The sequence below is a fragment of the Pseudomonas sp. R3.Fl genome, from assembly GCF_023516765.1.
GTDB classification, from domain to species: Bacteria; Pseudomonadota; Gammaproteobacteria; order Pseudomonadales; family Pseudomonadaceae; genus Pseudomonas; species Pseudomonas citronellolis.
On record NZ_JAMGSO010000001.1, the window covers coordinates 335,970 to 358,873 of the forward strand.

General features: G+C 68.8%; 17 protein-coding genes. 7 read left to right on the plus strand and 10 right to left on the minus strand.

Features of this window, described 5'->3' with window-relative positions:
- Positions 1-3: 3 nt before the first annotated feature.
- The 6 genes from M8R19_RS01210 to M8R19_RS01235 all read left to right on the plus strand — a co-directional run bounded on the left by M8R19_RS01210 (position 4) and on the right by M8R19_RS01235 (position 8,665).
- Entirely contained in the window at positions 4-1,344 is a 1,341-nt protein-coding gene (locus tag M8R19_RS01210) for an efflux RND transporter periplasmic adaptor subunit (protein ID WP_249916772.1), read from the plus strand.
- Complete coding sequence (locus tag M8R19_RS01215; RefSeq protein ID WP_249916773.1) at positions 1,344-3,443, plus strand: site-2 protease family protein; 2,100 nt, start codon at positions 1,344-1,346, stop codon at positions 3,441-3,443. The genes M8R19_RS01210 and M8R19_RS01215 overlap by 1 nt, the downstream gene beginning before the upstream one ends.
- A 252-nt stretch (positions 3,444-3,695) precedes the next feature.
- Complete coding sequence (locus tag M8R19_RS01220) at positions 3,696-4,229, plus strand: cytochrome b (RefSeq protein WP_249916774.1); 534 nt, start codon at positions 3,696-3,698, stop codon at positions 4,227-4,229.
- A 193-nt stretch (positions 4,230-4,422) separates the two neighbouring features.
- Positions 4,423-5,190 carry an SDR family oxidoreductase gene (locus M8R19_RS01225; protein WP_043271625.1) on the plus strand — a complete coding sequence of 256 codons (768 nt, stop codon included), beginning with the start codon at positions 4,423-4,425 and terminating at the stop codon, positions 5,188-5,190.
- Between the two features lie 278 nt (positions 5,191-5,468).
- Positions 5,469-7,283, plus strand: a complete 1,815-nt coding sequence (locus tag M8R19_RS01230; RefSeq protein WP_249916775.1) for a DUF1302 domain-containing protein — start codon at positions 5,469-5,471, stop codon at positions 7,281-7,283.
- Between the two features lie 17 nt (positions 7,284-7,300).
- Positions 7,301-8,665 carry a DUF1329 domain-containing protein gene (locus M8R19_RS01235; RefSeq protein WP_249916776.1) on the plus strand — a complete coding sequence of 455 codons (1,365 nt, stop codon included), beginning with the start codon at positions 7,301-7,303 and terminating at the stop codon, positions 8,663-8,665.
- Between the two features lie 1,239 nt (positions 8,666-9,904).
- On the opposite strand, the gene M8R19_RS01240 is transcribed toward M8R19_RS01235, so the two are convergent.
- The 9 genes from M8R19_RS01240 to M8R19_RS01280 form a co-directional block, all read right to left on the minus strand.
- Complete coding sequence (locus tag M8R19_RS01240; protein WP_249916777.1) at positions 9,905-11,332, minus strand: DUF1254 domain-containing protein; 1,428 nt, start codon at positions 11,330-11,332, stop codon at positions 9,905-9,907.
- Between the two features lie 49 nt (positions 11,333-11,381).
- Entirely contained in the window at positions 11,382-12,329 is a 948-nt protein-coding gene (locus M8R19_RS01245) for a SphA family protein (protein WP_249916778.1), read from the minus strand.
- Positions 12,330-12,341: 12 nt separating this feature from the next.
- Positions 12,342-13,880 (minus strand): DUF1254 domain-containing protein, encoded by a 1,539-nt coding sequence (locus M8R19_RS01250; protein WP_249916779.1) that lies wholly within the window; start codon positions 13,878-13,880, stop codon positions 12,342-12,344.
- A gap of 49 nt (positions 13,881-13,929) precedes the next feature.
- Positions 13,930-15,333, minus strand: a complete 1,404-nt coding sequence (locus M8R19_RS01255) for a DUF1254 domain-containing protein (RefSeq protein ID WP_249916780.1) — start codon at positions 15,331-15,333, stop codon at positions 13,930-13,932.
- A gap of 84 nt (positions 15,334-15,417) precedes the next feature.
- Positions 15,418-16,869, minus strand: a complete 1,452-nt coding sequence (locus tag M8R19_RS01260) for a DUF1254 domain-containing protein (protein ID WP_249916781.1) — start codon at positions 16,867-16,869, stop codon at positions 15,418-15,420.
- Positions 16,866-17,690: an SDR family NAD(P)-dependent oxidoreductase gene (locus tag M8R19_RS01265; RefSeq protein WP_249916782.1), complete on the minus strand. Its 825-nt coding sequence runs from the start codon at positions 17,688-17,690 to the stop codon at positions 16,866-16,868. Before M8R19_RS01265 ends, M8R19_RS01260 begins: the two co-directional genes overlap by 4 nt.
- Positions 17,687-18,727 carry an NAD-dependent epimerase/dehydratase family protein gene (locus tag M8R19_RS01270; RefSeq protein WP_051879013.1) on the minus strand — a complete coding sequence of 347 codons (1,041 nt, stop codon included), beginning with the start codon at positions 18,725-18,727 and terminating at the stop codon, positions 17,687-17,689. The genes M8R19_RS01265 and M8R19_RS01270 overlap by 4 nt, the downstream gene beginning before the upstream one ends.
- 1 nt (position 18,728) lies before the next feature.
- Positions 18,729-19,262 (minus strand): 2,4'-dihydroxyacetophenone dioxygenase family protein, encoded by a 534-nt coding sequence (locus tag M8R19_RS01275; RefSeq protein WP_051879015.1) that lies wholly within the window; start codon positions 19,260-19,262, stop codon positions 18,729-18,731.
- A gap of 85 nt (positions 19,263-19,347) precedes the next feature.
- Positions 19,348-20,952: an arylsulfatase gene (locus M8R19_RS01280; protein ID WP_083426744.1), complete on the minus strand. Its 1,605-nt coding sequence runs from the start codon at positions 20,950-20,952 to the stop codon at positions 19,348-19,350.
- A gap of 142 nt (positions 20,953-21,094) precedes the next feature.
- Between M8R19_RS01280 and M8R19_RS01285 the strand changes: the two genes are divergently transcribed.
- The gene (locus tag M8R19_RS01285; protein ID WP_249916783.1) at positions 21,095-22,024 is read left to right on the plus strand and encodes an AraC family transcriptional regulator ligand-binding domain-containing protein; all 930 of its coding nucleotides are present in this window, start codon (positions 21,095-21,097) and stop codon (positions 22,022-22,024) included.
- 4 nt (positions 22,025-22,028) lie between these two features.
- Here the strand turns inward: M8R19_RS01285 and M8R19_RS01290 are convergent, their stop codons facing one another.
- On the minus strand, positions 22,029-22,739 hold the full coding sequence (locus M8R19_RS01290) for a Crp/Fnr family transcriptional regulator (RefSeq protein ID WP_249916784.1): 711 nt from the start codon (positions 22,737-22,739) through the stop codon (positions 22,029-22,031).
- Between the last annotated feature and the right edge of the window lie 165 nt (positions 22,740-22,904).

Here is a 22,904-nt window from a genome sequence, read left to right on the forward strand (position 1 = left end):
GCCATGAGCGAGATGTTTCCGCCACCCCAGCTGCTGCTGAGCCTGGCCAACCTGCGCGACCGCGCCCTGGCCGCGGAGTCGCTGAACGCCCTGGCCTTCTCCATGGCCAACGACCTCTACGCGCTGCTGCGCTTCCACCAGGCGCTGGTGCTGGCCCAGCACGGCCAGCAGCTGGAGCTGCTGTGCATCTCCGGCCTGGCGCGCCCCACCGAGGACTCGCCCTACCTGGTCTGGCTGCGCCGCGCCGGGCGCTGGCTGAGCGGCCAGGTGGCGGACGCCGCGCCGCGCTGGCTGCCCCGCGAAACCCTGGAAGTGCCCGAGGACATCGCCGAAGGCTGGGCCGAGTGGTGGCCCAGCGGGCTCTGGGTCATCCCCCTGCATGACCGCCACGGCCAGCGCCTGGGGCTGCTGGTGTTCCTCCTCGACGAAGCCCCGGCGCCCTCGGTGGAGAACCTGCTGCAGGGCGTGTTCCAGACCTGGGCGCACTGCTGGGCCGCCTTCGGCAGGCCGCGCTCGCTGCGCTTCTGGCGCCCCAGCTGGCGCCAGTTGTTGCTCGGCGTGGCGGTGCTGGCGGTGATGCTGCTGGTGCCGGTGCGGCAGACCGCGCTGGCCCCGGCCGAGGTGGTGTCGCGCAACGCCCAGGTGATCAGCTCGCCGATCGACGGGGTGATCGCCCGCATGCTGGTGCGGCCGAACCAGAGCGTCGAGGTCGGCACCCCGCTGTTCGCCCTCGACGAAACCACCCTGCGCAGCCGCGCCGAAGTGCTGGCCAAGGAAGTCGCGGTGGCCGACGCCGAGCTGCTGGCGGCCAGCCAGCGCGCCTTCGACAACCCGCAGAGCAAGGGCGAGCTGGCGGTGCTGAACGGCACCGCGCGGCAACGCCGCGCCGAACTGGCCGCGGTGCAGGCGCAGCTGGCGCGCACCACGGTGCTCTCGCCGCGCGCCGGGGTGGCGGTGTACAGCGATCCCAACGACTGGCTGGGCAAGCCGGTGGTCACCGGCGAGCGCATCCTCCAGGTCGCCGATCCCCGCCAGCCGGGCATGCGCATCCAGCTGCCGGTGGCCGACGCCATCGCCCTGGACAGCGGCGCGCCGGTCACCCTGTTCCTCACCGCCTACCCGCTCTCGCCGCTGCACGGGGAAATCCTCGAAACCAGCTACGAAGCGCGCCCGGGCGACGACGGCGTGGCCTCCTACCGCCTGCTGGCCAGCGTCGAGGGCGCCCCGGCCCACGCCCGCCTGGGCCTGCACGGCACCGCCAAGCTCTATGGCGAGCGCGTACCGCTGGGCTACTACCTGCTGCGCCGGCCGCTGGCCGCCGCCCGCGCCTGGACCGGCTGGTGATGGACGCCGCCGCCGACGACCTGCCCACGCCGCCGCTGCGCGACGACCTCGACATCGCCGAGGCCGGCAGCAATGCCGACGGCGAGCCGGCCTGGGTGATCCACGACAACGTCACCAACCGCTTCTTCCGCATCGGCTGGCTGGAGTTCGAATGCCTGCTGCGCTGGGAACAGACGCCTCGGCGCATCGCCGAAGACATCGCCGAGCAGACCGCGCTCAAGCCCGACGTCGAGCAGGTGCTGGGCTTTCGCGCCTTCCTCGAACGCCACCAGCTGGTGCGCCCCGGCGCCCAGGCCCTGGAGCGCCTGCGCGAGGCCAGCGAGGGCAAGCAGTTCCTGACCTGGAAATGGTGGCTGCACCACTACCTGTTCTTCCGCATCCCGCTGCTGCACCCGCAACGCCACCTGCGGCGCCTGGCCGGCGCCCTGGGCTGGCTGTTCCACCCCTTCATGGGCGTGCTGGTGGTGAGCCTGGGCCTGCTCGGCATCGTCCTGGTGGCGCACCAGTGGGACACCTTCCGCCACGACGTGGTGGAGTCCTTCTCCACCGAGGGCCTGCTCAGCTTCGCCCTGGCCCTGGTGGTGGCCAAGACCCTCCACGAAATGGGCCACGCCCTGGTGGCCACGCGCCTGGGGTTGAAGGTGGCGCACATGGGCATCGCCTTCGTGGTGATGTGGCCGATGCTCTACACCGACACCGGCGAGAGCTGGAAGCTGCGCAACTCGAAACAACGCCTGGCCATCGCCAGCGCCGGCATCCTCACCGAACTGGGCCTGGCCGGGCTGGCCACCCTGGGCTGGGCGCTGAGCGACCCGGGCCCGCTGCGCAACGCCCTGCTCTACCTCGCCACCACCAGCTGGGCGCTGTCCCTGGCGCTGAACGCCAGCCCCTTCATGCGCTTCGACGGCTACTTCATCCTCTCCGACCTGCTCGACTTCCCCAACCTGCACGAACGCGCCACGGCCCTGGCCAAGGTCACCCTGCGGCGCAACCTGCTGGGGCTCGACGAAGCCTGGCCGGAAGCCTTCCCGGCGCGCCAGCGGCGCCTGCTGGTGGCCTTCGCCATGATCACCTGGGTGTACCGCCTGGTGCTGTTCCTCGGCATCGCGGTGACCGTCTACCTGTTCTTCTTCAAACTGCTCGGGATCTTTCTCTTCGCCGTGGAAATCTCCTGGTTCATCGTGCAGCCGATCTGGCGCGAACTGAAACACTGGTGGCAACACCGCGGCGAAGTGCGCCGCGGCCGCCGCCACCTGTTCCTCCTCCTGCTGGCGGCCGCCCTGTTGCTGGTCGCGGTGCCCTGGCGCAGCCAGATCCACGCCGTGGGCCTGGCCCGCGCCGAGCACCAGGTGCGCCTCTACGCGCCCTTCCCGGCGCTGCTGCAGCAAGTGCGCAAGGCCGGCCCGGTGCAGGCCGGGCAGACCCTGGTGGTGCTCGACCAGCCGGATATCACCATCCGCCTGGCCGGCAACGAAGCCAGCATGCAAGGCTACCGCGCCCGCCTGGCCGGCCTATTGGCCGACCCCGCCGGCCTGGCCGAGGAAGCCGCCACCCGCCAGCGCTACGGCGTGCAATTCCAGGAAGCCCGCGCCGCCCGCTCGGAAATCGCCCGGCTGAACCTGCAGGCGCCCTTCGCCGGCCAGTGGCTGGACCTGAACCCGGACTGGCGCGGCGGCCAATGGATAGGCACCCGCGAGCCCCTGGGCGTACTCATCGACCCACGCAGCTGGCAGGTAGACGCCTACGTCGGCCCCGACGAAATCCAGCGCCTGGGCGAAGGCAGCGCGGTGCGCTTCTACCCCGAGGGCGTGCCCCGGGCCATCACCGGCAAGGTCCTGCAGATAGGCACCACGCGCATAGGCCAGCTGGGCCAACCGGCCCTGGCCTCCCGCCACGGCGGCCCGCTGGCGGTGCAGCCCCACGGCGACCAGTTGGTGCCCAGCAGCCCGCTGTTCCACGTGCTGGTGCAGCTGGACGAAGCGCCACCGAACCTCCACGAAACCCGCGGCCACCTGCAGATCGAAGGCCAGCGCCGCAGCTTGCTGGTGGACGGGTTGATGCACCTGGCGGCGGTGTTCATGCGCGAAAGTGGGTTCTAGCGCTGCCTATCGCTCTGCGTGCCGCCGGGGCTTCACCGGCCACACCGGCCCCTGGTGGCACAAACAGCCTCCTCTCCCGCTTGCGGGAGAGGGCTGGGGCGAGCTCTTGCCCCCGGAGCCAACGCCCCTCACAACAAATTGCAACGCCTTCCCCCAATAGCCGCCACCCCCTTCGGTTACCCTCCTGCGCTCCCGCTAGAAAAACGCCCCGCCCACCCGAGGCCGGGCCAGCGTCCGCAAAGAGGAACCCCCGTGACCCAAGCCCGCTACACCCCCACCCAGATCACCCTCCACTGGCTCAGCGCCCTCCTGGTGCTGACCATCATCGCCCTGCCCTACGGCAAAGACCTGTTCGCCGGCCTGCTCGGCGGCGTCGGCGGGGTGTTCACCCTGCACAAATCCCTGGGCCTCACGGTCCTGGCGCTGACCGTCACTCGCCTGCTGGTCCGCGCCCGCCATGGCGCACCGCAGCTGCTGCCGGCCGACGAGCGCCTCACGCTGCTGGCCGCCAAGGCCGGCCATGCCCTGCTCTATGCGCTGCTGATCCTCATGCCGCTCACCGGCCTGCTGTTCGGCAAGCGCCCGGTGAACCTGTTCTGGCTCGTGGAAATCCCGCCGCTGCCGCTGTCCGATGCCGCCCGCGAGGCGGCCAAGGCCTTCCACGTCACTGCCCAGTACCTGCTCTTCGCCCTCATCCTCGGCCACGCCGCCGCGGCCATCTGGCACCACCACGTGCGCCGCGACGGCGTGCTGCGCGCCATGCTGCCGGCCCGCGAGCAGGTCTGAGGCGCCAGCCGGGGCCGGCACGCCACATGCCGGCCCCATCATCCCCATTCATCATCCTGATCGCACTTCCGAGCGATATCGCCCCACCGCCCCGCTGCCTATCCTCGCCTGGCCGGCCCCGCCCTTAGACGCGCCTCCTGATCCGACCGGGGGCGGTGGCCGGCCCCTTTCGCAACCGTTCCCGGAGCAGCCCATGTCCACACCCGCCCCCTTCGACCTCAGCGGCAAGGTCGCCTTCGTTTCCGGCGCCAGCCGCGGCATCGGCGAAGCCATCGCCCACCTGCTGGCCCGCCAGGGCGCCCAGGTCATCGTATCCAGCCGCCGGCTGGAGGGCTGCCAGGCGGTGGCCGAAGCCATCCAGGCCGCCGGCGGCAAGGCCAGCGCCGTGGCCTGCCACATCGGCGAGCCGGAGCAGATCCAGGCCACCTTCGCCTGGATCCGCGAACGCTTCGGGCGCCTCGACATCCTGGTCAACAACGCCGCCACCAACCCGCAGTACGGCAACGTGCTGGACACCGACGTCGCCGCCTTCCAGAAGACCGTGGACGTCAACATCCGCGGCTACTTCTACATGTCGGTGGAAGCCGGCAAGCTGATGCAGGCGCAAGGCGGCGGCAGCATCATCAACGTCGCCTCGGTGAACGGCATCAGCCCCGGCGAGCTGCAGGGCATCTACTCGGTGACCAAGGCCGCGGTGATCAGCATGACCAAGGTCTTCGCCAAGGAATGCGCGCCCTTCGGCATCCGCTGCAACGCGCTGCTGCCGGGGCCCACCGACACCAAGTTCGCCGCCGCCCTGGTGCAGAACCAGGCGGTGCTCGACGGCATCCTGCAGCGGGTGCCGCTCAAGCGCGTGGCCAACCCCGAGGAAATGGCCGGCGCCGTGCTCTACCTGGCCAGCGACGCCTCCAGCTACACCACCGGCATCAGCCTGGCGGTGGACGGCGGCTACCTCATCTGATCCGCGCGCCCGCGGGCGCCCTTCTGACCTCCTGACGCACCGGGCCCTGGCCCGGTGCGCGCGTTGCCACGGGGAATTCCTTCAGACGATTCCCACGCCCCACCGAACCAGTGAATGAAGGACCATTCATCGCATTGCTGAACCCCGCTGAAACCCGCGCCACAGCACGACTCATACCTTCTTCCGACACGCCACTCGTACTTTCGCGCGCTTATCCGCCCCCGGCGCTCCACATAGCTTGTGCCTGCAGTCTTCCACCCCCTGCACTGGAGCGTTTCATGAGAACAATAACAAGACCTGGATTCTTCCAACCGCAGCTGCTCGCGCTGGCCGTCGCCCTGGGCGTGGCCGCCCCTGCCAAAGCGGTCAACTTCAACATCGGCGAGATCGAAGGGCAGTTCGACTCCTCCCTGTCCATCGGTGCCAGTTGGGGCATGAGCGATCCGGACAAGGACTTCATCGGCTACAACAACGGCGGCAACATCGTCGGCCACAACGAAGATGACGGTCGCCTGAACTTCAAGAAGGGCGAGACCTTCAGCAAACTGTTCAAGGGCATCCACGACCTGGAGCTGAAGTACGGCAATACCGGCGTGTTCCTGCGCGGCAAGTACTGGTACGACTTCGAACTCAAGGATGAAAGCCGGCCGTTCAAGGACATCAGCGACGAAGGCCGCGACAAGGGCGCCCGCTCTTCCGGCGTGCAGTTGCTCGATGCCTTCGCCTACCACAACTACGACATCAAGAACCTGCCGGGCAGCGTGCGCCTGGGCAAGCAGGTGGTGAGCTGGGGCGAGAGCACCTTCATCCCCAACAGCATCAACAGCATCAACCCCGTCGACGTTTCCGCCCTACGCCGCCCCGGCGCCGAGATCAAGGAAGCGCTGCTGCCGGTGAACATGTTCTACCTGTCGCAGAGCGTGACCGACAGCCTGTCCGTAGAGGGTTTCTACCAGCTCGGCTGGGACAAGACGGTACTGGACAACTGCGGCACCTACTTCGGCAACGACGTGGTTCCCCATGGCTGCAACCTGAACAACGCCAACAACGCCGCGCCCGGCTTCGGCTCGCTGATGGCGCAGTTCGAGCCCATCGCCGCGGCCAACGGCCAGGGCTTCCTCGCCAACGACGAAGGGGTGATCATGCCGCGTAGCGGTGATCGCGACCCGCGCGACAGCGGCCAGTGGGGCCTGGCCCTGCGCTGGATGACCGACGACGTGGAGTATGGCGCCTACGCCATGAACTACCATAGCCGCAACCTCTACTACAGCTCGCAGACGGCCAATGCCGCCACCCTGGCCTCGCTGGCGCAGATCCTGCCGGCCGTGGGCGCCGCCTGCGGCGGCCGCCCGGGTTGCTCCTCGGTAGTCCAGGGCATGGGCCTGAGCACGGTGCTGGGCAACAGCAACTATTTCGTCGAATACCCCGAGGACATCCGCCTCTACGGCCTGAGCTTCGCCACCACCCTGCCCAGCGGTACCGCCTGGAGCGGCGAGCTCAGCTACCGGCCGAACATGCCGCTGCAGATCAACACCTCGGACGTCAGCCTGGCCGTGCTCAACCCCATAGCACCGGGCAGCTCGGCGATTCAGAGCGCTCCCGGCGCCGACAACCACGGCTACGAACGCAAGCCGATGACCCAGGCGCAGACCACCGTCACCCACTTCTTCGAGCAGGTGATGGGAGCCGACCGTCTGACCGTGGTGGGCGAACTGGGCCTGACCCACCTGAGCGACCTGGAACCCACCAGCTCCATGCGTTACGGCCGCTCGTCCCTGTTCGGCCAGTGGGCGCCGAACAACAGCCATGGCTTCTACACCAACACCTCCTGGGGCTACCGTGCCCGCGGCATCCTCGAGTACGGCAACGCCATCGCCGGCATCAACCTGAAGCCGAACATCGCCTGGTCCCACGACGTGGAAGGCTACGGCCCGACCTTCAACGAAGGCGCCAAGGCCATCAGCCTCGGCCTGGATGCCGACTACCGCAACACCTACACCGCCAGCCTGTCGTACACCAACTTCTTCGGCGGCGACTACAACACCCTGATCGACCGCGATTTCCTCGCGTTCAGTGTCGGCGTGAACTTCTGATCCGCGAGGACTCAACGATGAACAAAGCACTACGAGTGATCGGCGCATTCACCCTGTCCCTGCTGGCCGGCAGCGTGCTGGCCGCGGTGTCGCCGGAAGAAGCCGCCAAGCTGGGCACCAGCCTCACCCCGCTGGGCGCGGAAAAGGCCGGCAACGCCGACGGCAGCATCCCGGCCTGGACCGGTGGCCTGGCGCAGAACGCCGCCGCGGTGGACGCCAAGGGCTTCCCCGGCAACCCCTTCGCCAGCGAGAAGCCGCTGTTCACCATCACCGCGCAGAACGTCGAGCAGTACAAGGCCAAGCTGTCCGAAGGCCAGCTGGCGATGTTCAAGCGCTACCCCGACTACAAGATGAACGTCTACCCGAGCCACCGCAGCACCGTGGTCCCGGACTTCATCTACCAGGCAGCCAAGACCAGCGCGCTGAAGACCAGCCTGGTGGAAGGCGGCAACGGCCTGCAGGGCTTCGCCGACAGCCGCTGGGTGGCCTTCCCGATTCCCAAGGACGGCCTGGAAGTGGTGTGGAACCACATCACCCGCTTCCGTGGCGTGAACATCCTGCGCGCCTCGGTCACCGCCGCGCCGCAGACCAGCGGCAGCTTCACCGCCATCCGCTACGAGGAAGACCTGGCGGTGCCCAAGGGCATGGCCGACCTGGACGCCAAGGACGCGGAAAACCTCCTGTACTACTACAAGTCGCGGGTCACCGAGCCGGCACGCCTGGCCGGCAACGTGCTGCTGGTGCACGACTCCCTGGACCAGGTGAAGGAACCGCGCATGGCCTGGCAGTACAACGCCGGCCAGCGCCGCGTGCGCCGCGCCCCGCAGGTGGCCTACGACAGCCCGACCACCGAAGTGGACGGCCTGCGCACCTCAGACGGCCTGGACATGTACAACGGCGCGCCCAACCGCTACGACTGGAAGCTGGTGGGCAAGAAGGAAATCTACATCCCCTACAACAACTACGAACTGGCCTCGCCGAAGCACAAGTACGACGAGATCCTCAAGGCCGGCCACATCAACCAGGACCTGGCGCGCTACGAGCTGCACCGCGTCTGGGTGGTGGAAGCCAACCTGAAGCAGGGCGAGCGGCACATCTACGCCAAGCGCCGCTTCTACGTCGACGAGGACTCCTGGAGCATCGCCCTGTCCGACCAGTACGACGGCCGCGGCCAACTGTGGCGCGTGGGCGAGGCCATGCTGACCCAGGACTACAAGCAGCAGGTGCCCTGGTACGCCCTGGAGTCCCTGTATGACCTGATCTCCGGCCGTTACGCGGTCAGCGGCATGATGAACCAGGAGAAGAGCTGGATCCGCTTCGGCGAACCCTCCTCCGCCGCCAAATTCACCCCGGCTGCCCTGCGCAGCGACGGGGTTCGCTGAGCAGCAGCACCTGTGGTTTTGGGCGACCTTCGGGTCGCCATTTTTTTTGCGGTCCGGGCCACCCGAACCATGGCGCCTCCAGTGCTCTTCGTAGGAGCGGACCTTGTCCGCGATAGCCGGAACCACCGGCGAGGTTCGCGGATGAGATCCGCTCCTGCGCAACCCCACCCACTCTACTCCCCTGTAGGAGCGAGCTTGCTCGCGAACGAGCCCCGCAGCGGAGTTTGTTCGCGAGCAAGCTCGCTCCTACGAAAAGACTCGCGGAAGAGCGCCCTCTCCCCAGCCCTCTCCCGCAAGCGGGAGAGGGGGCCGTTCGGAGCGGTCGGGTGGTTCAGCGTCAGCCGGCGAGTTCGTAGGGCGTATAACCGTTCGCGGTTATACGCCGCATCTCGGCGCGGGGTGCAGGACAGTCGCACCTACGCCGCCCCACCCGCGCCGTTCCCATGTAGGAGCGCGCCCTGCGCGCGAAATCGCGGGCAGGGCCCGCTCCTACAGGTCGCCGTGAAGCCCGGTATTCCTCTCTGTAGGAGCGAGCTTGCTCGCGAACGAGCCCCGCAGCGGAGTTCGTTCGCGAGCAAGCTCGCTCCTACGAAAAGACTCGCGGAGGAGCACCCTCTCCCCAGCCCTCTCCCGCAAGCGGGAGAGGGGCCGTTCGGAGTGGTCGGATAGTTCAGCGTCAACCGCCGAGTTCGTAGGGCGCATAACCGTTCGCGGTTATACGCCGCATCTCGGCGCGGGGTGCAGAACAGTTGCGCCTACGCCGCCCCACCCGCGCCATTCCCATGTAGGAGCGCGCCCTGCGCGCGAAATCGCGGGCAGGGCCCACTCCTACACAGGTCGCCGTGAAGCCCGGCATTCCTCCCTGTAGGAGCGAGCTTGCTCGCGAACGAGCCCCGCAGCGGAGTTTGTTCGCGAGCAAGCTCGCTCCTACGAAAAGACTCGCGGAGGAGCGCCCTCTCCCCAGCCCTCTCCCGCAAGCGGGAGAGGGGGTCGTTCGGAGCGGTCAGGTGGTTCAGCGTCAGCCGGCGAGTTCGTAGGGCGCATAACCGCTCGCGGTTATCCGCCGCATCTCGGCGCGGGGTGCAGGACAGTCGCACCTACGCCGCCCCACCCACGCCATTCCCATGTAGGAGCGCGCCCTGCGCGCGAAATCGCGGGCAGGGCCCGCGCCTACAGGTCGCCGTGAAGCCCGGTATTCCTCTCTGTAGGAGCGGACTCCGTCCGCGATCCGCCGCGCCGCTAGCGGGCGCGGGTCACCTGCGGCAGCGCGTAGCTGCCATCGAGGATGCTGGCGTCCGGCTGGTACAGGCGCAGCAGCAGGTAGAAGTCGCCCTTGGGCGCCGGCAGCCAGTTGGCCTTGCCTGCGCCGGCCGGCTGGGCGTGCTGGATTGGAATGCTGATCGAGCCGTCCGCGGCGACCTGCAGGCCCGGGGTGTCCGAGCCGACCTTGTAGCGGCCGATGGGGTTGTCCACCAGCATCTTGTCGCCGGCGTTGTAGATCGTCAGCGACCAGAACGCCCCCACCGGCGGCGCCTTGGCGAAGGTCAGGCGGTACGGGTTCTCGCCGTTGAGCGGCTTGCCCTGCTCGTCGGTGAAGCGGATCGGGTAGACCGCCTCCTCCGCCAGGTTGCCGCCCAGGTAGGCGCCGGCCATGACCGAGCGGCCCGGGTAGTCGTAGCCGAACTCCTTGACCAGGGCCACGTTCCAGCCATTGCGCAGCACGGTGGAGGTCATGGTGGCCTTGCCGGCCACCAGCGGGCCGTCGGCCAGGGCGCGCTTGAGCCCGCGCAGTTGCTCGGCGGTCAGCTTGCTGCGGTCGAAGCCGTGCTCGGGGGTGAGGCCGATGCGCGCCAGTTGCCCCACCAGCGCCTGGTCCACGGTCTTCATGCGGTTGTGCTGCATGGCGTAGCCCAGGTGGGTGAAGAAGCCCAGTTCGTCGCCATCGATCGACGGCAGCGCCGGCAGGCTTTGCTTCGCCGGCACGTAGCCGGCCTTGCCCAGCTGGCTCAGCGGGCGCAGGTCGAACTGCTTCTGCAGCGCCAGCACCGGCGCCAGGTCCTCGCCCTGGCGGATGTGCACGCGGCCCCACAGCCAGACCTTGTCGGTGCTCACCGGCAGTGCCTTGACGCCTGCCGGCAGGCTGCCCTCCCAGCCCGGCGGCACCAGGGCGAAGCGCCCGGCCTGGGTGCCGGTGGCGCGACGGCCGATGTAGTGCTCCAGGTCGTGGTACATGTCGAAGACGTTGATCACGTAGTAGCGGTCGGCGGTGTCCGGCACGCTCAGCACGTAGGGCTCGTCCAGCTTGACCACCGCGCTCATGTACAGGGTGTCGTTGTTGGCGGTGGGCATGTCCTTGTCCGCCGGGGTGGACAGCGCCGTGGCCCAGCCGATCTGGTTCAGCGGCCCGCGGTAGCTGGTCGGCGGCTTGTTCGCCGGCACGTCGATGTACTCGCGCAGGATCCGCTCCAGGCGCACCAGCGGGTAGCCCCAGGTGTAGGCCATCACTCCCAGGTTGTAGGCGTCGATCTCCTGGGCCTGGGCGACCTTCTGCGGCGTCATCACCAGGCTGACCTGCGGATCGGCATAGCTCGGCGCGGCCAGGCAGTGGCCGGCGGCCAGGGCGACGGCCACGCTCAGCGCGGACAGCATCGTGCGTGTGGCTTTCATCATGAACTCCTTGCTCTGGGTTGGAACTGGTGCGGCCCCCGTCTGCGCGTCAGAACGAAGACAGGGGCACGGAAAGCGTCAGGTAGGCCGCGTGGCCCTTCAGGCGGTTGTAGGCGCCCTGCTCCTTGTAGGCCTTCAGGCGCAGCGACCAGGGCCGCGCGCCGGGGAAGTTCCAGGCCAGGGTCGCGCCCAGGGCCCGGGCGCGCCCCCGGAAGGGCCCGAGGCTGGCGCCGCGGCCGCCGTCGCCGGTCAGCTGGCGGTAGTGGTAGCCGACCAGGCCGGCGGAGAAGCGCGGGCCGAAGTGCTGCTCGGCGGCCCACTCCAGGTGCGCCTCGTTGCCGCTGCGGTAGTCGGTGGCGGGGTTGGCGGCGTTGATGGTGACGCCGGCGGCGACGGACAGGTCCAGGCCGATGGCCGGGTCGAACCAGGTCAGCGCGGCGAAGGGGTCGGCGCCCCAGTGGTGGAAGGCGATGTTGGCCAGGGCCTGGTCGTCGTAGTCGCCGGCCGGCACGTTCAGCGCCAGCCCGCCCTGCCAGTGGAAGTTGCCGCGGTGCCAGCCGAGGAAGGCCGCCAGCACCGGGTCGCCGTAGGTGTAGTTGGAGGCGTGCACGTCGCTGGCGAAGCGCCCGCCCTGGGGCCCGGTCAGCTCGGCATCGACGTCGAGGCCGGGCCCGCCCAGGGGCTGGCTCCAGGACAGCCCCAGGTTGCCGCCGAGCAGTTGCGCGGGCGTGGACCAGAGCAGCGTCGGCATCGCCAGCCAGGTTTCGACCTGGATGCCGGCCACCACCTTGCCGTTGAGGGGGAAGTCCCGGCTCGCCCCGGCGCTGCCGTCGTAGCGGTAGAGGTCGTTCTGCAGGTACAGCCCCGGCGGCGGCAGCACCCCGGCCATGGGGCCGCGGGAACCGAGCAGGTAGAAGCCGGCGCCGTTCTCCACCGCCCAGCCCTGGCCGGCGCCGAACAGCAGGCAGCCGGCCAGCAGGGTGGATTTACAGCGCATGCCAGGCATCCGTCATGGCAGCAGGTGGCTGCCCATCGCCAGGCCGATGGGCGTGGCGCTGGGCGCGGCCGCGGCGGCCGGTTCGTCGAGTCGCTCGAAGTCGGGCATCTTGAACTGCTTGTCGAACAGCGCGTCGGTGCCGCCGTAGAAGCGCAGGGCCGGCAACGGCCGCTTGCCGCCGGTGGGAATCCAGTTGGACTCCAGGCCCTTGGGCGCCTGCGGGCCGACGTAGAGGGTGACGCTGCCGTCGGCGTTCTTCTTCATCTTGTCCAGGCCGTAGGAGTCCAGCGTGGTGCGGTTCTGCCGGGTGTAGATGAAGGCCATGGTGGCGCGGTCGTAGACGGTCAGCGACCAGAACTGCTTCACCGGCATGTCGGCCGGCACCACCAGCCTGTAGCTGGCGCCCGCCTCCAGCGGGCGGCCCTGGCTGTCGGCCATGGCCATCAGGTAGTAGGCCGCCGGCCGCTCGGGCACCTGCCGCGGCACCAGGGTGCACCAGAAGAACGCCAAGGCGCGGCCGTCCACGTCGAGGCGCCCGGGGTAGTCGAAGCCGAAGCCGCGGTTGGCGTCCGGCAGCAGCAGCGGCACGTACTGGCGGTCGGCCCAGTAGTAATAGTCCCGGGGCAGCTGGTCGAAGCGCTGCTGCAGGTAGTACCAGACGTCCACCACGGCCTGGCGCATGGCCCGGCGGGTCTTCTCGTCCGGCTGGTAGGGCTTGCCCTGCTCGATGCCCAGCGAGGCCAGCAGGCCGAGCATGTGCTTGTCCTCGGGCTGCACCGGCTCGTAGGTGACGGTGTCGTGGAGCAGCTGGAAGTAGCGCTCGTCCTGCGGCAGCAGGGACGAATAGCGCTGTTTCACGGGGTCGGCGAAACGCTGCTGCGGCGGCTTGGCCGCCTGCGACAGGTAGTACATCTTCAAGCGCTTGGCATAGGCGTAGGCGTCCGCCGCGCTCTTGCCCGGCGCGCGCACCGAGCGGAAGGCGAAGACGATCCGCCGCGTCGGCGACACCACCTGGCGGTAGCCGGCCGGCACCGTGCCCTTGAAGTCCGGGCCGGTGAGCAGCAGCTTGTCGCCGCGGCCGGCGTCGATGCCGGAGGGGCCGATGTCGGCGATGGTCCGCTGCCAGGCGTCCACCACCTGGCCGTAGAGGCTGCCGTCCGGGCCGGCCGGCGGCACCTCCAGCACCACCGGCTCGCGCTTGAGGTCGGAATAGGCGAAGACGTAGGGCGTGGAGCTGTTGGCGGTCCAGGTCTCGAACTTGGGCGTGGCCGTGCCGGACATGGCGACTATGTCGTTGTCCTTGATGCCGAGCCCGCCGAGGGTGGCCTCCCGCCCGCCCTGGGTCTGCACCCTGGGCAGCGACCAGAGCACCGCCTCGAAGGCGCGCTGGTACTTCACCTGGTAGTCGAAGTCGCTCACCGAGGGGCGGCTGCCGGCCTCCGGCTGGCCGTTCAATGGCTCCTGTATCGGCTGGGCATGGGCATACCCGTGCAACTGCGTGGCCAGCAAGAGGATGCCCAATGTTTGAATGGCTTTTTTATGTTTGCACATGGTTTGTCTCCGTCCCTTGTTTCGGGAATCTCATGCAGGGCCTTCCCGCTCAGTCCATCCTCTGCAGCGGCGGTCGTTTCCAGCTGCCGTCAAGTGCTTGCGGCTTGGGCAGGTACATACGCAGGGTGACCTGGAAGGGGCCGCGTGGCGCGGGCAACCAGTTCGCTTCCCGCTCCTTGCCCGGGGACCCGTGCTGGATGTACAGCGTCAGCCCGCCATCGGCGTCACGCTGCAGCCCGGGCAGCATCGGCGAGTTGATCAGGTAGCGGTCGATGGGATTGGCGACGAGCAGGTTCGCCGGCATGTCGTACAGGGTCACCGACCAGAAGGCGTTCGCCGGGGGCAACTGGCCCGGCGGGAAACGCAGCCGGTAGCGGTTGGCGCCGTCGAGCTTGCGGGCGCCGGCATCGAGGTAGTAGGTGCGGTAGAGGGTTTCTTCCTTCGGGTTGCCGTAGATGCCGAGCACCGCCCCCGCCATGCGCCCCATGTAGTTGCCGTCGAGGTATTCGCGCGTGCCGAAGACATCGGCGGCGGTGAGGATGCCGGTATCCACCTTTCGAGCCTTGAACGTCTCGTAGTCGCTCCAGGCGTCGGCCATGCCCTGGCGCAGCGCGTCGCGGACATCGGCGGGCAGCCGGTTGACGTCGAACCCCTCGGCCTCCAGGCCGAGCCGGGCCAGGCGCGCCCTGAGCCCCGCCTCCGCGGGGTGGGCCGGGGCGTAGTGGAGCAGGAAGCCCAGCAGGTTGAAGAATTCCAGCGAGGTCCGCTCGCCCGCGCCCAGCGGCCTGGGGAAGTCGATCCTGGCCGCAGGCGCCGGTGGCGTCCGCCCGAGGAATGCCGACAACGGCTGGACCTTGTAGCCGGCCTGCACCTTCTCCACGTTGCCGAGGTCACTGGGGGCCTTGAGCTGGGTGCGGAACTGCACGAAGGCGAAGTCGGTCTCCGAGCGCAGGACCTGTTTGATGCCCGGCGGAACCGGGCCGTTCCAGCGCGGGCCGGCCAGCAGGAAGTTGCCGGCACCGTTGCCGGTCGCGCGAGTGCCGACGTAGGCGAAGTCGAAGGTGTACATGTCGACGAACTGCGCCGAGTAATAGCGGCCCTTTTCCACCGCGGGCACGCTGATGACCAGCGGTTCGGCCCGCAGGTCGGCGCCGAGGAAGGAAAACGGCGTATCGGAGTTGGGCGTCTGGATCGTCTTGTCTTCGGGGGTGAATACCCGCGCGACGTTCTTCAGGGTGTTCCAGGGCGCCTTGTATTCCGGGTTCTGCCGGTCGACGAAATAGGTGTACTGGACGCGGTAGCTGTCCACCATCGGGAAGCCGTAGACGGTCGCTTCCCTGGCGATGGCGCGGGCCTCGACGGGGCTGGGCAGCGCTGCGTGCGCCAGCCAGGGAGACGCGGCCAGCACCAGCAGCGCCAGGCGCTTGAGGCCCGGTTCGAGTAATGATCGCATCGGTGCTCCTTGGGTTCGGTGCCAGGCCGTGGCTGCGCGGATCAGCCACGGGGCCTGGGTTGACGAGGTTCGCCGCCGGGCCGTTCAGTCCACCCGCTCGACCGGCGGTTGCTTCCAGCGGCCATCCAGCGCTTCAGGCTTGGGCCAGTAGATGCGCATGTTGAGGAAGAAGGCACCCTTCGGCGCCGGCAGCCAGTTGGCCTCGTGCGCCTTGCCCGGCGAGGCGTGCTGGACGTACAGGGTCAGCCCGCCGTCGGCATCGCGCTTGAGCCTGGGCAGCATCGGCGAGTTGATGACGTAACGCTTGAGCGGGTTGGCATAGAGCTGGCGATCCGGCAGGTCGTACAGGGTGATCGACCAGAAGGCGTTGGCCGGCGGGAACTGGCCCGGAGCGAAGCGCAGCTTGTAGCGGTGGCTGCCGTCGAAGTCACGGCCCTGGGAGTCGACGAAGTACTTCGGGTACATCGCCTCTTCCTTGGACAGCCCGTAGATGCCCAGGTAGGCGCCGGCCATGCGGTAGAGGTAGTTGCCGGCGAGGTGTTCGCGGGTGCCGAACCACACGGCGTCGCCCAGCTCGCCGCTATCGATGCGCGGCTTGAGCGCGTCGTGGGCGGCCCAGGCATCGCTCATGCCGGCCTGGATGGCCTTGCGCGCCTCGGGCGAGAAGCGCTCGGTGTCGAAGTTCAGCCCGGGGCCTACGTCGATCCTGGCGAAGCGGGCCATCAGGGCCTTCTCCGAAGGGTGGATGGGGCCGAATTGCAGCTTGAAGTTCAGCAGCTTGAAGAAGTCCAGCGAGGTGTTTTCCCTGCCGGGCTTGAGCGGCGCGGGAAAGTCGATCTTCGCCGCGGCGGGCGGCGCCGCCTGGCCGAGGAAGGCCGACAGCGGCTGGACCTTGTAGCCGGCCTGAACCTTCTTCACGTTGTCCCAGTCGCCGGCGTCGAGCAGTTGGGTCCGGTAGTAGACGGAAACCAGGCTGGTATCGGCGCGGATGACGCCCGTGATGCCCTTGGGCGCCTCGCCTTTCCAGTCCGGCCCGGCGACCAGAAAGCTGCCGCCGTCGTTGCCGGTGGTGCGGCTGCCGATGCTGGCGAAGTTGTAGGTGTAGGAATCGATCAGTTGCACCGAGAAGTAGCGCTTGCCCTCGACCGGCGGCACGCTGAGCACCATCGGCTCGGTGCGCAGGTCGAGGCCCAGCTCGGAGTAGGCCGTGTCGGTGTTGGCCGCCTGGACAGTCCTGTCCTCCGGCCCGGCGACGCGGGTCTCGTTGTGGATCCGGTTCCAGGGCGCCCGGAAGATCGGCGTCCCGGCATGCTCGAAGTAGGCGTACTCGATGCGGTAGCTTTCGACAATCGGGTAGCCATAGACATAGGCTTCCCTGGCGATGGCCCGTGCCTCGGCCGGGCTCACCGGGGGCAGGGCGAAGACCGGCGCCGTCGCCGCCAGCAGCGCCGTGCCGATCAGTAGCGCGCCCAGGGTGCGCGTACCCTGCCCCATGGCGGGGGCGCCCGCCCGCTTCTGCGTACCGCTGCGCATCATTGCTGCTCCAGGCGCAGGGCCTTGGCCAGGGTCTGGTCGGTGAGCCAGCGCAGCAGCGAGCTGGTCTTGCGCGCCATGCCCCGCAACAGCCTGGCGCGCAGGCCCGGGGTGATCATGAATTCGCGCTTGCGCAGCCCGGCGAGGATGCCGGCCACGGCTTCCTCCACCGTCAGCACCCCGGCGGTGGCGTTGAGCGCCTCGGTGACCTTGCTGCCGTGCTGGCGCTCGTAGGTCAGCAGCGGCGTGGCGATCTCGCCGGGGCACACCACGGAGACGTCGATGCCGCGCGGCTTCTGCTCCAGGCGCAGGACCTCGGCCAGGCCCACCACGCCGAACTTGGAGGCGCAGTAGGCGGCCTGGGTGTAGCCGCCCATGATTCCCGACAGCGAGGCCACCAGCACCAGGTGGCTGCCCCGCTGCATGTAGCGCAGCGCGCCGGCGGCGAAGTTGCGGCTGCCGATCAGGTTGATGCGCACCACCAGCTCGAAGGTTTCCGCCGGCAGCTCGGTGAACAGCGCGGTGCGCAGGATGCCGGCGGAATTGAAGGCGAAGTCCGGCGCGCCCATTTTGGTGGCGGCGGCGTCCACCGCCGCGTCCACCTCGGCGGCCTTGGTGATGTCGACGATGAAGGCCTCGACCTTCTGCTGCGGCTGCCGGCACAGGGCGCGCAGCTCGGCGAGCACGCCCTCGTCCACCCGCAGGTCGAACAGCGCCACGCTGGCGCCCTCGCCCACCAGGGCCTTGGCGACCTGCAGGCCGATGCCGCTGCCGGCGCCGGAAATGAAGGCGACGCGCGGCGCGCCGTGGATCCACTGACTCATGCCTGGCTCCCCAGTCCTGCTGTTGCACTTGCGGCGCCTGCCGACGCCTGGCGTTGTGTACGGAAATGCTCGGCCAGCTCCGCCATGGCCGCCTCGAAGCTCACCGGCGGCCGGTAGTCGAGCAGGCGCCGGGCCTTGTCGATGGCGAACTCGTTGGGCCCGCCCATCAGGCGGAAGGTCTGCCGCGTCAGGTGCGGGCGCTGCGTCTGCTTGCGCAGGTGCCCCCACCACTCCAGGGCGCTGGCCATGAAGCGCGCCAGCCAGTTCGGCAGGCTTTTCGGCGGCGGCGTCTGCGCGGCCTGGGCCAGGGCCTCCAGGTAGGTCTTCCAGGTCACGCCGAAGCCGTCGGCGGCGATGAACACCTCGCCATGCACGAACGCCGAGCGCGCGGCGGCGATCAGCAGCGCCACCAGGTTGTTCACGTGCACCAGCCCGGCATCCCAGTCGCCGGAACCCAGCAGGCAGGGCGCGCCTTCGCGCAGCACCTGCACCAGCGAGTTCACCCAGGGCATGCTGCCCACGCCGAAGACGTTGGCCGGCCGCACGATGGTGCCCTTGAGCCCGCGCGCCACGCCCTCGCGGGTGACGCGCTCCTGTTCCTGCTTGCAGAACTCGTAGGCCGACGACGGCACGCCGACCGGGCTGTCCTCGCTCAGCCGGCCCTTGGCCAGGGCGCTGGCGAAGGCGCAGACGCTGGTGGTCACCACGAAGTGCGCGCCCCAGCCCAGGGCCAGTTCGATGGCCTGCTCGGTGCCCTTGACGGTCACTTCCACGTGGGACTGGGTGCTGCCCCAGTCGCTGACCACCGCGGCCAGGTGGAAGATGGCGTCCACCGGGCCGATCCGCTCGCGCAGTTCGAGCAGCCGGCGCACGTCGCCGACCACCACCCGGACGTTATCGCCCCACTCCGCCGGCACGGCTTCGCCGGGCATCATCAGGGCGACCACGGCCACCTGCTCGGCCAGCAACTGGCGCACCAGGTGACGGCCGATGAAGCCGCCGGCGCCGGTGACGAATGCGCTCTGCAAGCGGCTCATCTCACTCACCGAGCACGATCAGCTTGTCGCAGCTCTTGCCTTCGGCCGCGCACAGCGCGCGGTAGACGGCCAGCGCGGTCTTGGCGTCGAGGATGCGGATGACGTCGCCCTTCTCGTCGATGTCGACGTTGCTGCCGAAGATGGCGAACCAGACGTCGGCGATCTCCGTGGCGTCCTCGGCCACGCACAGGGTGTGCAGCGAATGCGCCGGCTCGTAGAGGTAGGAACCGGCCTTGTTCACCTTGTCCGGGTATTCGCGGTAGAACCACTCGCCCTGCAGGGTGACGGCGAACACCGGGCCGGTGTGGTAGTGGGTGTCGACGCCGAAGCCCGGCTTCATGCGGGTGCGGTTGATCCACAGGTTCTGGTTCAGGTCCACGTGCAGCAGCTGGATGGTGGAACCGTCGGGCAGGGCGACCCAGGGCAGGTCGTCCTCCAGCAGCAGGATCGCCTCGCGGGCGTGGTCGCGGGACACCACGGGGGCGTTCTGCATGGCGGCGAAGACTTGCATGGCGGCGGGGCTGAGCTGGCTCATCGGGGGTAAAACTCCGGTCTTGTTGTTCTGCGCGCGACGGGCGCGCGGGGGTAAACCTGGCGGCCGTCGGGCGGCCGCCGGGGAATCATTTCTCGGCCTGTTTGGTGATCTGTTCCTTGAGCTGGTCGAAGCTCAGCGACACGCCCTTCTGCGCCGGCGGGAAGTCCCTGAAGGTCTTCAGGTGCGCGACTATGGCGTCGGTCATGCGGTTGAACAGGTAGGTCTTCTTCTGCAGCAGGTTGGCGCGCGGGCCGGGCGCCTGGTCGTAGCTCTCGAAGGGGTCCTGGCGGATGTTGAACAGCCAGGGCATCTCCAGCGTGGTGGTGCTGCCGTAGTAGCCGTCGCGGGTATAGAAGTGCGCCTTCCACTGGTCCAGGCGCACGGCCTGCAGGCGGCTCTCGGCGTAGTAGAAGATCTCGTGGCGCGCCGACTGGTCGGTCTTGCCTTCCCAATAGGCCAGGTTGTCGAGGCCGTCGATATAGTTCTTCTTCACCACGCCGGTGCCCAGGTCGTCGCCCTTGGCCAGGCGCTCGCGCACGTCGGGCATGCCGGCGGCGGCCGCCAGGGTGGTGAACAGGTCCTCGTGGGACTGGATGCCGTTGAGTTCCTCGCCCGCCGGGATGTGCCCCGGCCAGCGCACCATCATCGGTACGCGCACGCCGCCTTCCCAGGTGGTCATCTTGGTGCTGCGGTACGGGCTGGTGCCGCCGAACGGGTAGGTCTCGTGCTCCGGGCCGTTGTCGGTGGAGTAGATGACGATGGTGTTGTCGGTGATGCCCAGGTCGTCGAGCTTCTTCAGCACCGTGCCGACGTCCTCGTCGTGCTGCAACATGCCGGCGCAGTGTTCGTCCTCGCCGCTGGTGAACTGCTTGCAGCGTTCCAGGTACTGGTTCGGCGTGTGGGTGAAGACGTGCATGCGCGTGGTGTTGATCCAGGCGAAGAACGGCTTCTTCTGCGCCACGGCCTTGTCCATGAACTTGAACGAGGCCTGGATCAGTTCCTGGTCGACGGTCTCCATGCGCTTGCGCGTCAGCGCGCCGGTGTCCTCGCAGCGCTGCCTGCCCCATTTGCCGAAGCGCGGGTCCTCGCCGGACGTCTCGCTGTCGGTGGCGTAGCAGTGCAGCACGCCGCGCGGGCCGTAGCGCTTCTTGAAGCCGGGGTCGCTCGGGTAGTCGACGTCCTCCGGCTCTTCCTCGGTGTTGAGGTGGTAGAGGTTGCCGAAGAACTCGTCGAAGCCGTGCACCGTCGGCAGGTGCTCGTTGCGGTCGCCCAGGTGGTTCTTGCCGAACTGGCCGCTGGTGTAGCCCTGGGTCTTGAGCACCTCGGCCAGGGTCACGGTCTGCGGCTTGAGGCCCAGCGGCCCGCCCGGCTGGCTGACGGTGGTCATGCCCGAGCGGATCGGCAGCTGGCCGGTGATGAAGGCGGCGCGCCCGGCGGTGCAGCTGGGCTGGGCGTAGTGGTCGCTGAAGATGGCGCCGCCCTTGGCGATGCTGTCGATGTTCGGCGTGCGGTAGCCCATGGCGCCACGGCTGTAGGCGCTGAGGTTCCACATGCCGATGTCGTCACCGAAGATCACCACGATGTTGGGCTTGTCCGCCGCCTGGGCGGCGCCGCCCAGCACGGGCAGAACGAGAAACAGCAGGCGCGCGGCCAGGGTCGCGGCGCGGCGTGGCAGGTATTTGCGGGTCATGTTTCTTATTCTCGGTTTATCATCAACGGCGGGGCGTGGCTGGCCGCCAACAGGCAAGGCGGGACAGCACGCTCGAACGGCCACATGAAACGGCAAGAGGACGCTGGCGAACATGCCAGAAAGGGACAAAAACCGAACCAAAGTGGCCACGCCGGTCCAGCCGCGGCACCGCGGCGCCATGGGCCGGGTGCTGGCGCGCTTTCTCAGCGAGCACAGCGAAGCCGAGGAATTCGACCGGACGCAGCTGGAACGCCTGTGGCAACGCGCGGCGCGCATCGACCCGGCCATCGGCCTGCACCTGTTCAGCCACTTCCTGCCCAGGGAGCGCTTCGTGCTGGTGCCCCTCACCCTGTGCTGCGCCAACGTCGGCGAGGCCCTGCAGCACTGGCAGCGCTTCGCCCGCCTGGGCTCGGACCTCGATCGCCTGCGCGTCGTCGAAGCCGCTGGCGAAGTGGCACTGGAGGTGCAGATAGAGGCCTCGGAGCGGCTGCGTCGGCACTACAGCGAACATGCCCTGGTGATGACCATGACGCAGCTGCGCGAAGGCTGCGTGCACTCAGTGCTGCCGCTGCGCGCCGAGTTCGCCTATTCGCGGCCGCCCTACCACGCCGAGTACCGGGAATTGTTCGGCCCGAACCTGCAGTTCGGCTGCGAACGCAGCCGCCTGGTCTTCGACAGGAGCCTGCTGGAAGAGCCGATGCGCGGCCACCACCCGGTGCTGGTGGAGCTGATCGTCAGCGGCCTGGAACAGCGCCTGGCGCGCCTGCAGCAGTTCAGCGGGGCCGCCGCGCGGGTGGCGCAGCACATCCGCGGCGAGCTGGAAAGCGGCGCCGCGCCCAGCCTGGAGAGCGCCGCGGCGGCGCTGCACATGACCCCGCGCACCCTGCGCCGGCGCCTGCTGGAGCAGGACCTGGGCTACCGTCAGGTGCTGGCCGCGGTGCGCACGGAGCTGGAGCAGTACCTGGAGCTGCAGGGCCTGGACCGCGAACGCATCGCCACCCGCCTCGGCTACGCCGACACCGCCGCCTACCTGCGCGCGCGCAAGCGCTGGCAGGAATGCCAGGAAGACTGAAGCCTCACACCCGGGCCAGTTCCTCCAGCCGGCCCTGGTCGAGCAGCACGACGCTGCCGTACTTCTGCGCGATCATGCCGTCCTGGCCCCACTGCTTCAGCAACTGGCTGACCCGCTGGCGGGTGCTGCCCAATAGCAGCGCCAGGGTTTCCTGGGACAGGCGCAGCTCGATGGCCAGCCCGCCCCCGGCGTTGGCCGAGCCGAAGGCCGCGGCCAGCGCCAGCAGGCGGCTGGCCAGGCGCTGCTCCAGCGTCTGGGTGGAAAAGGCCTCGAAACCCACCAGCAGCGCGCGCAGCAGCGAACTCTGCAGGTGCAGCAGGAAGCGCGAGAAGGCGGGATGGCGGCCGATCAGGCCTTCGACGTCCGCCGGGGTGAGCTGCAGCACCAGGGACGGCATGGCCGCCTGGGCATCGTGGATGCGCGGCAGGCCATCGAGCAGCGACACCAGGCCGACCCAGCAGCCCGGCTCGTAGAAGTTCAGCACCGCCTCCAGGCCGTCCCGGGAAGTGCCGCTCAGGCGCAGCGAGCCCTCCAGCACTATGTACAGCCCATCGGCCCTGTCGCCGCGGCGGAACAACCGCTGCCCGGCCGCCAGCCGGCGTTGCCGGCCGTGGGCAAGGACATCGTCGCGCACCTCCGCCGGCAGCAGGGCGAACGAGGGGTTGCCCAGCAGCGTCCGCAGGTGGCTTGCCGATACCTCGGAAGGGGTAGTCATGAGTACTCCTACAGCGTCCTCGCATTGCAAATACCTAACAGTCTCCCGCGGTATCGCGCCGCACTATTTTTCCAACGATCGTCGTGGCGCCACGAGCCGCCCGGCGGGCACGCCCTGCCCGCCCCGCCGCTTGTACCGCGCACAAGGCGCCAGAACAAGAATAAG

Excerpts from the sequence above, each read along its gene's own strand:
- M8R19_RS01280 (WP_083426744.1), bottom strand. The coding sequence starts at position 20,952 with ATGACCCGCAAATACCTGCCACGCCGCGCCGCGACCCTGGCCGCGCGC.
- M8R19_RS01245 (WP_249916778.1), bottom strand. The coding sequence starts at position 12,329 with ATGCGCTGTAAATCCACCCTGCTGGCCGGCTGCCTGCTGTTCGGCGCC.
- M8R19_RS01250 (WP_249916779.1), bottom strand. The coding sequence starts at position 13,880 with ATGTGCAAACATAAAAAAGCCATTCAAACATTGGGCATCCTCTTGCTG.
- M8R19_RS01270 (WP_051879013.1), bottom strand. The coding sequence starts at position 18,727 with ATGAGCCGCTTGCAGAGCGCATTCGTCACCGGCGCCGGCGGCTTCATC.
- M8R19_RS01260 (WP_249916781.1), bottom strand. The coding sequence starts at position 16,869 with ATGATGCGCAGCGGTACGCAGAAGCGGGCGGGCGCCCCCGCCATGGGG.
- M8R19_RS01265 (WP_249916782.1), bottom strand. The coding sequence starts at position 17,690 with ATGAGTCAGTGGATCCACGGCGCGCCGCGCGTCGCCTTCATTTCCGGC.
- M8R19_RS01235 (WP_249916776.1), top strand. The coding sequence starts at position 7,301 with ATGAACAAAGCACTACGAGTGATCGGCGCATTCACCCTGTCCCTGCTG.
- M8R19_RS01275 (WP_051879015.1), bottom strand. The coding sequence starts at position 19,262 with ATGAGCCAGCTCAGCCCCGCCGCCATGCAAGTCTTCGCCGCCATGCAG.
- M8R19_RS01230 (WP_249916775.1), top strand. The coding sequence starts at position 5,469 with ATGAGAACAATAACAAGACCTGGATTCTTCCAACCGCAGCTGCTCGCG.
- M8R19_RS01215 (WP_249916773.1), top strand. The coding sequence starts at position 1,344 with ATGGACGCCGCCGCCGACGACCTGCCCACGCCGCCGCTGCGCGACGAC.
- M8R19_RS01225 (WP_043271625.1), top strand. The coding sequence starts at position 4,423 with ATGTCCACACCCGCCCCCTTCGACCTCAGCGGCAAGGTCGCCTTCGTT.
- M8R19_RS01290 (WP_249916784.1), bottom strand. The coding sequence starts at position 22,739 with ATGACTACCCCTTCCGAGGTATCGGCAAGCCACCTGCGGACGCTGCTG.
- M8R19_RS01210 (WP_249916772.1), top strand. The coding sequence starts at position 4 with ATGAGCGAGATGTTTCCGCCACCCCAGCTGCTGCTGAGCCTGGCCAAC.
- M8R19_RS01255 (WP_249916780.1), bottom strand. The coding sequence starts at position 15,333 with ATGCGATCATTACTCGAACCGGGCCTCAAGCGCCTGGCGCTGCTGGTG.
- M8R19_RS01240 (WP_249916777.1), bottom strand. The coding sequence starts at position 11,332 with ATGAAAGCCACACGCACGATGCTGTCCGCGCTGAGCGTGGCCGTCGCC.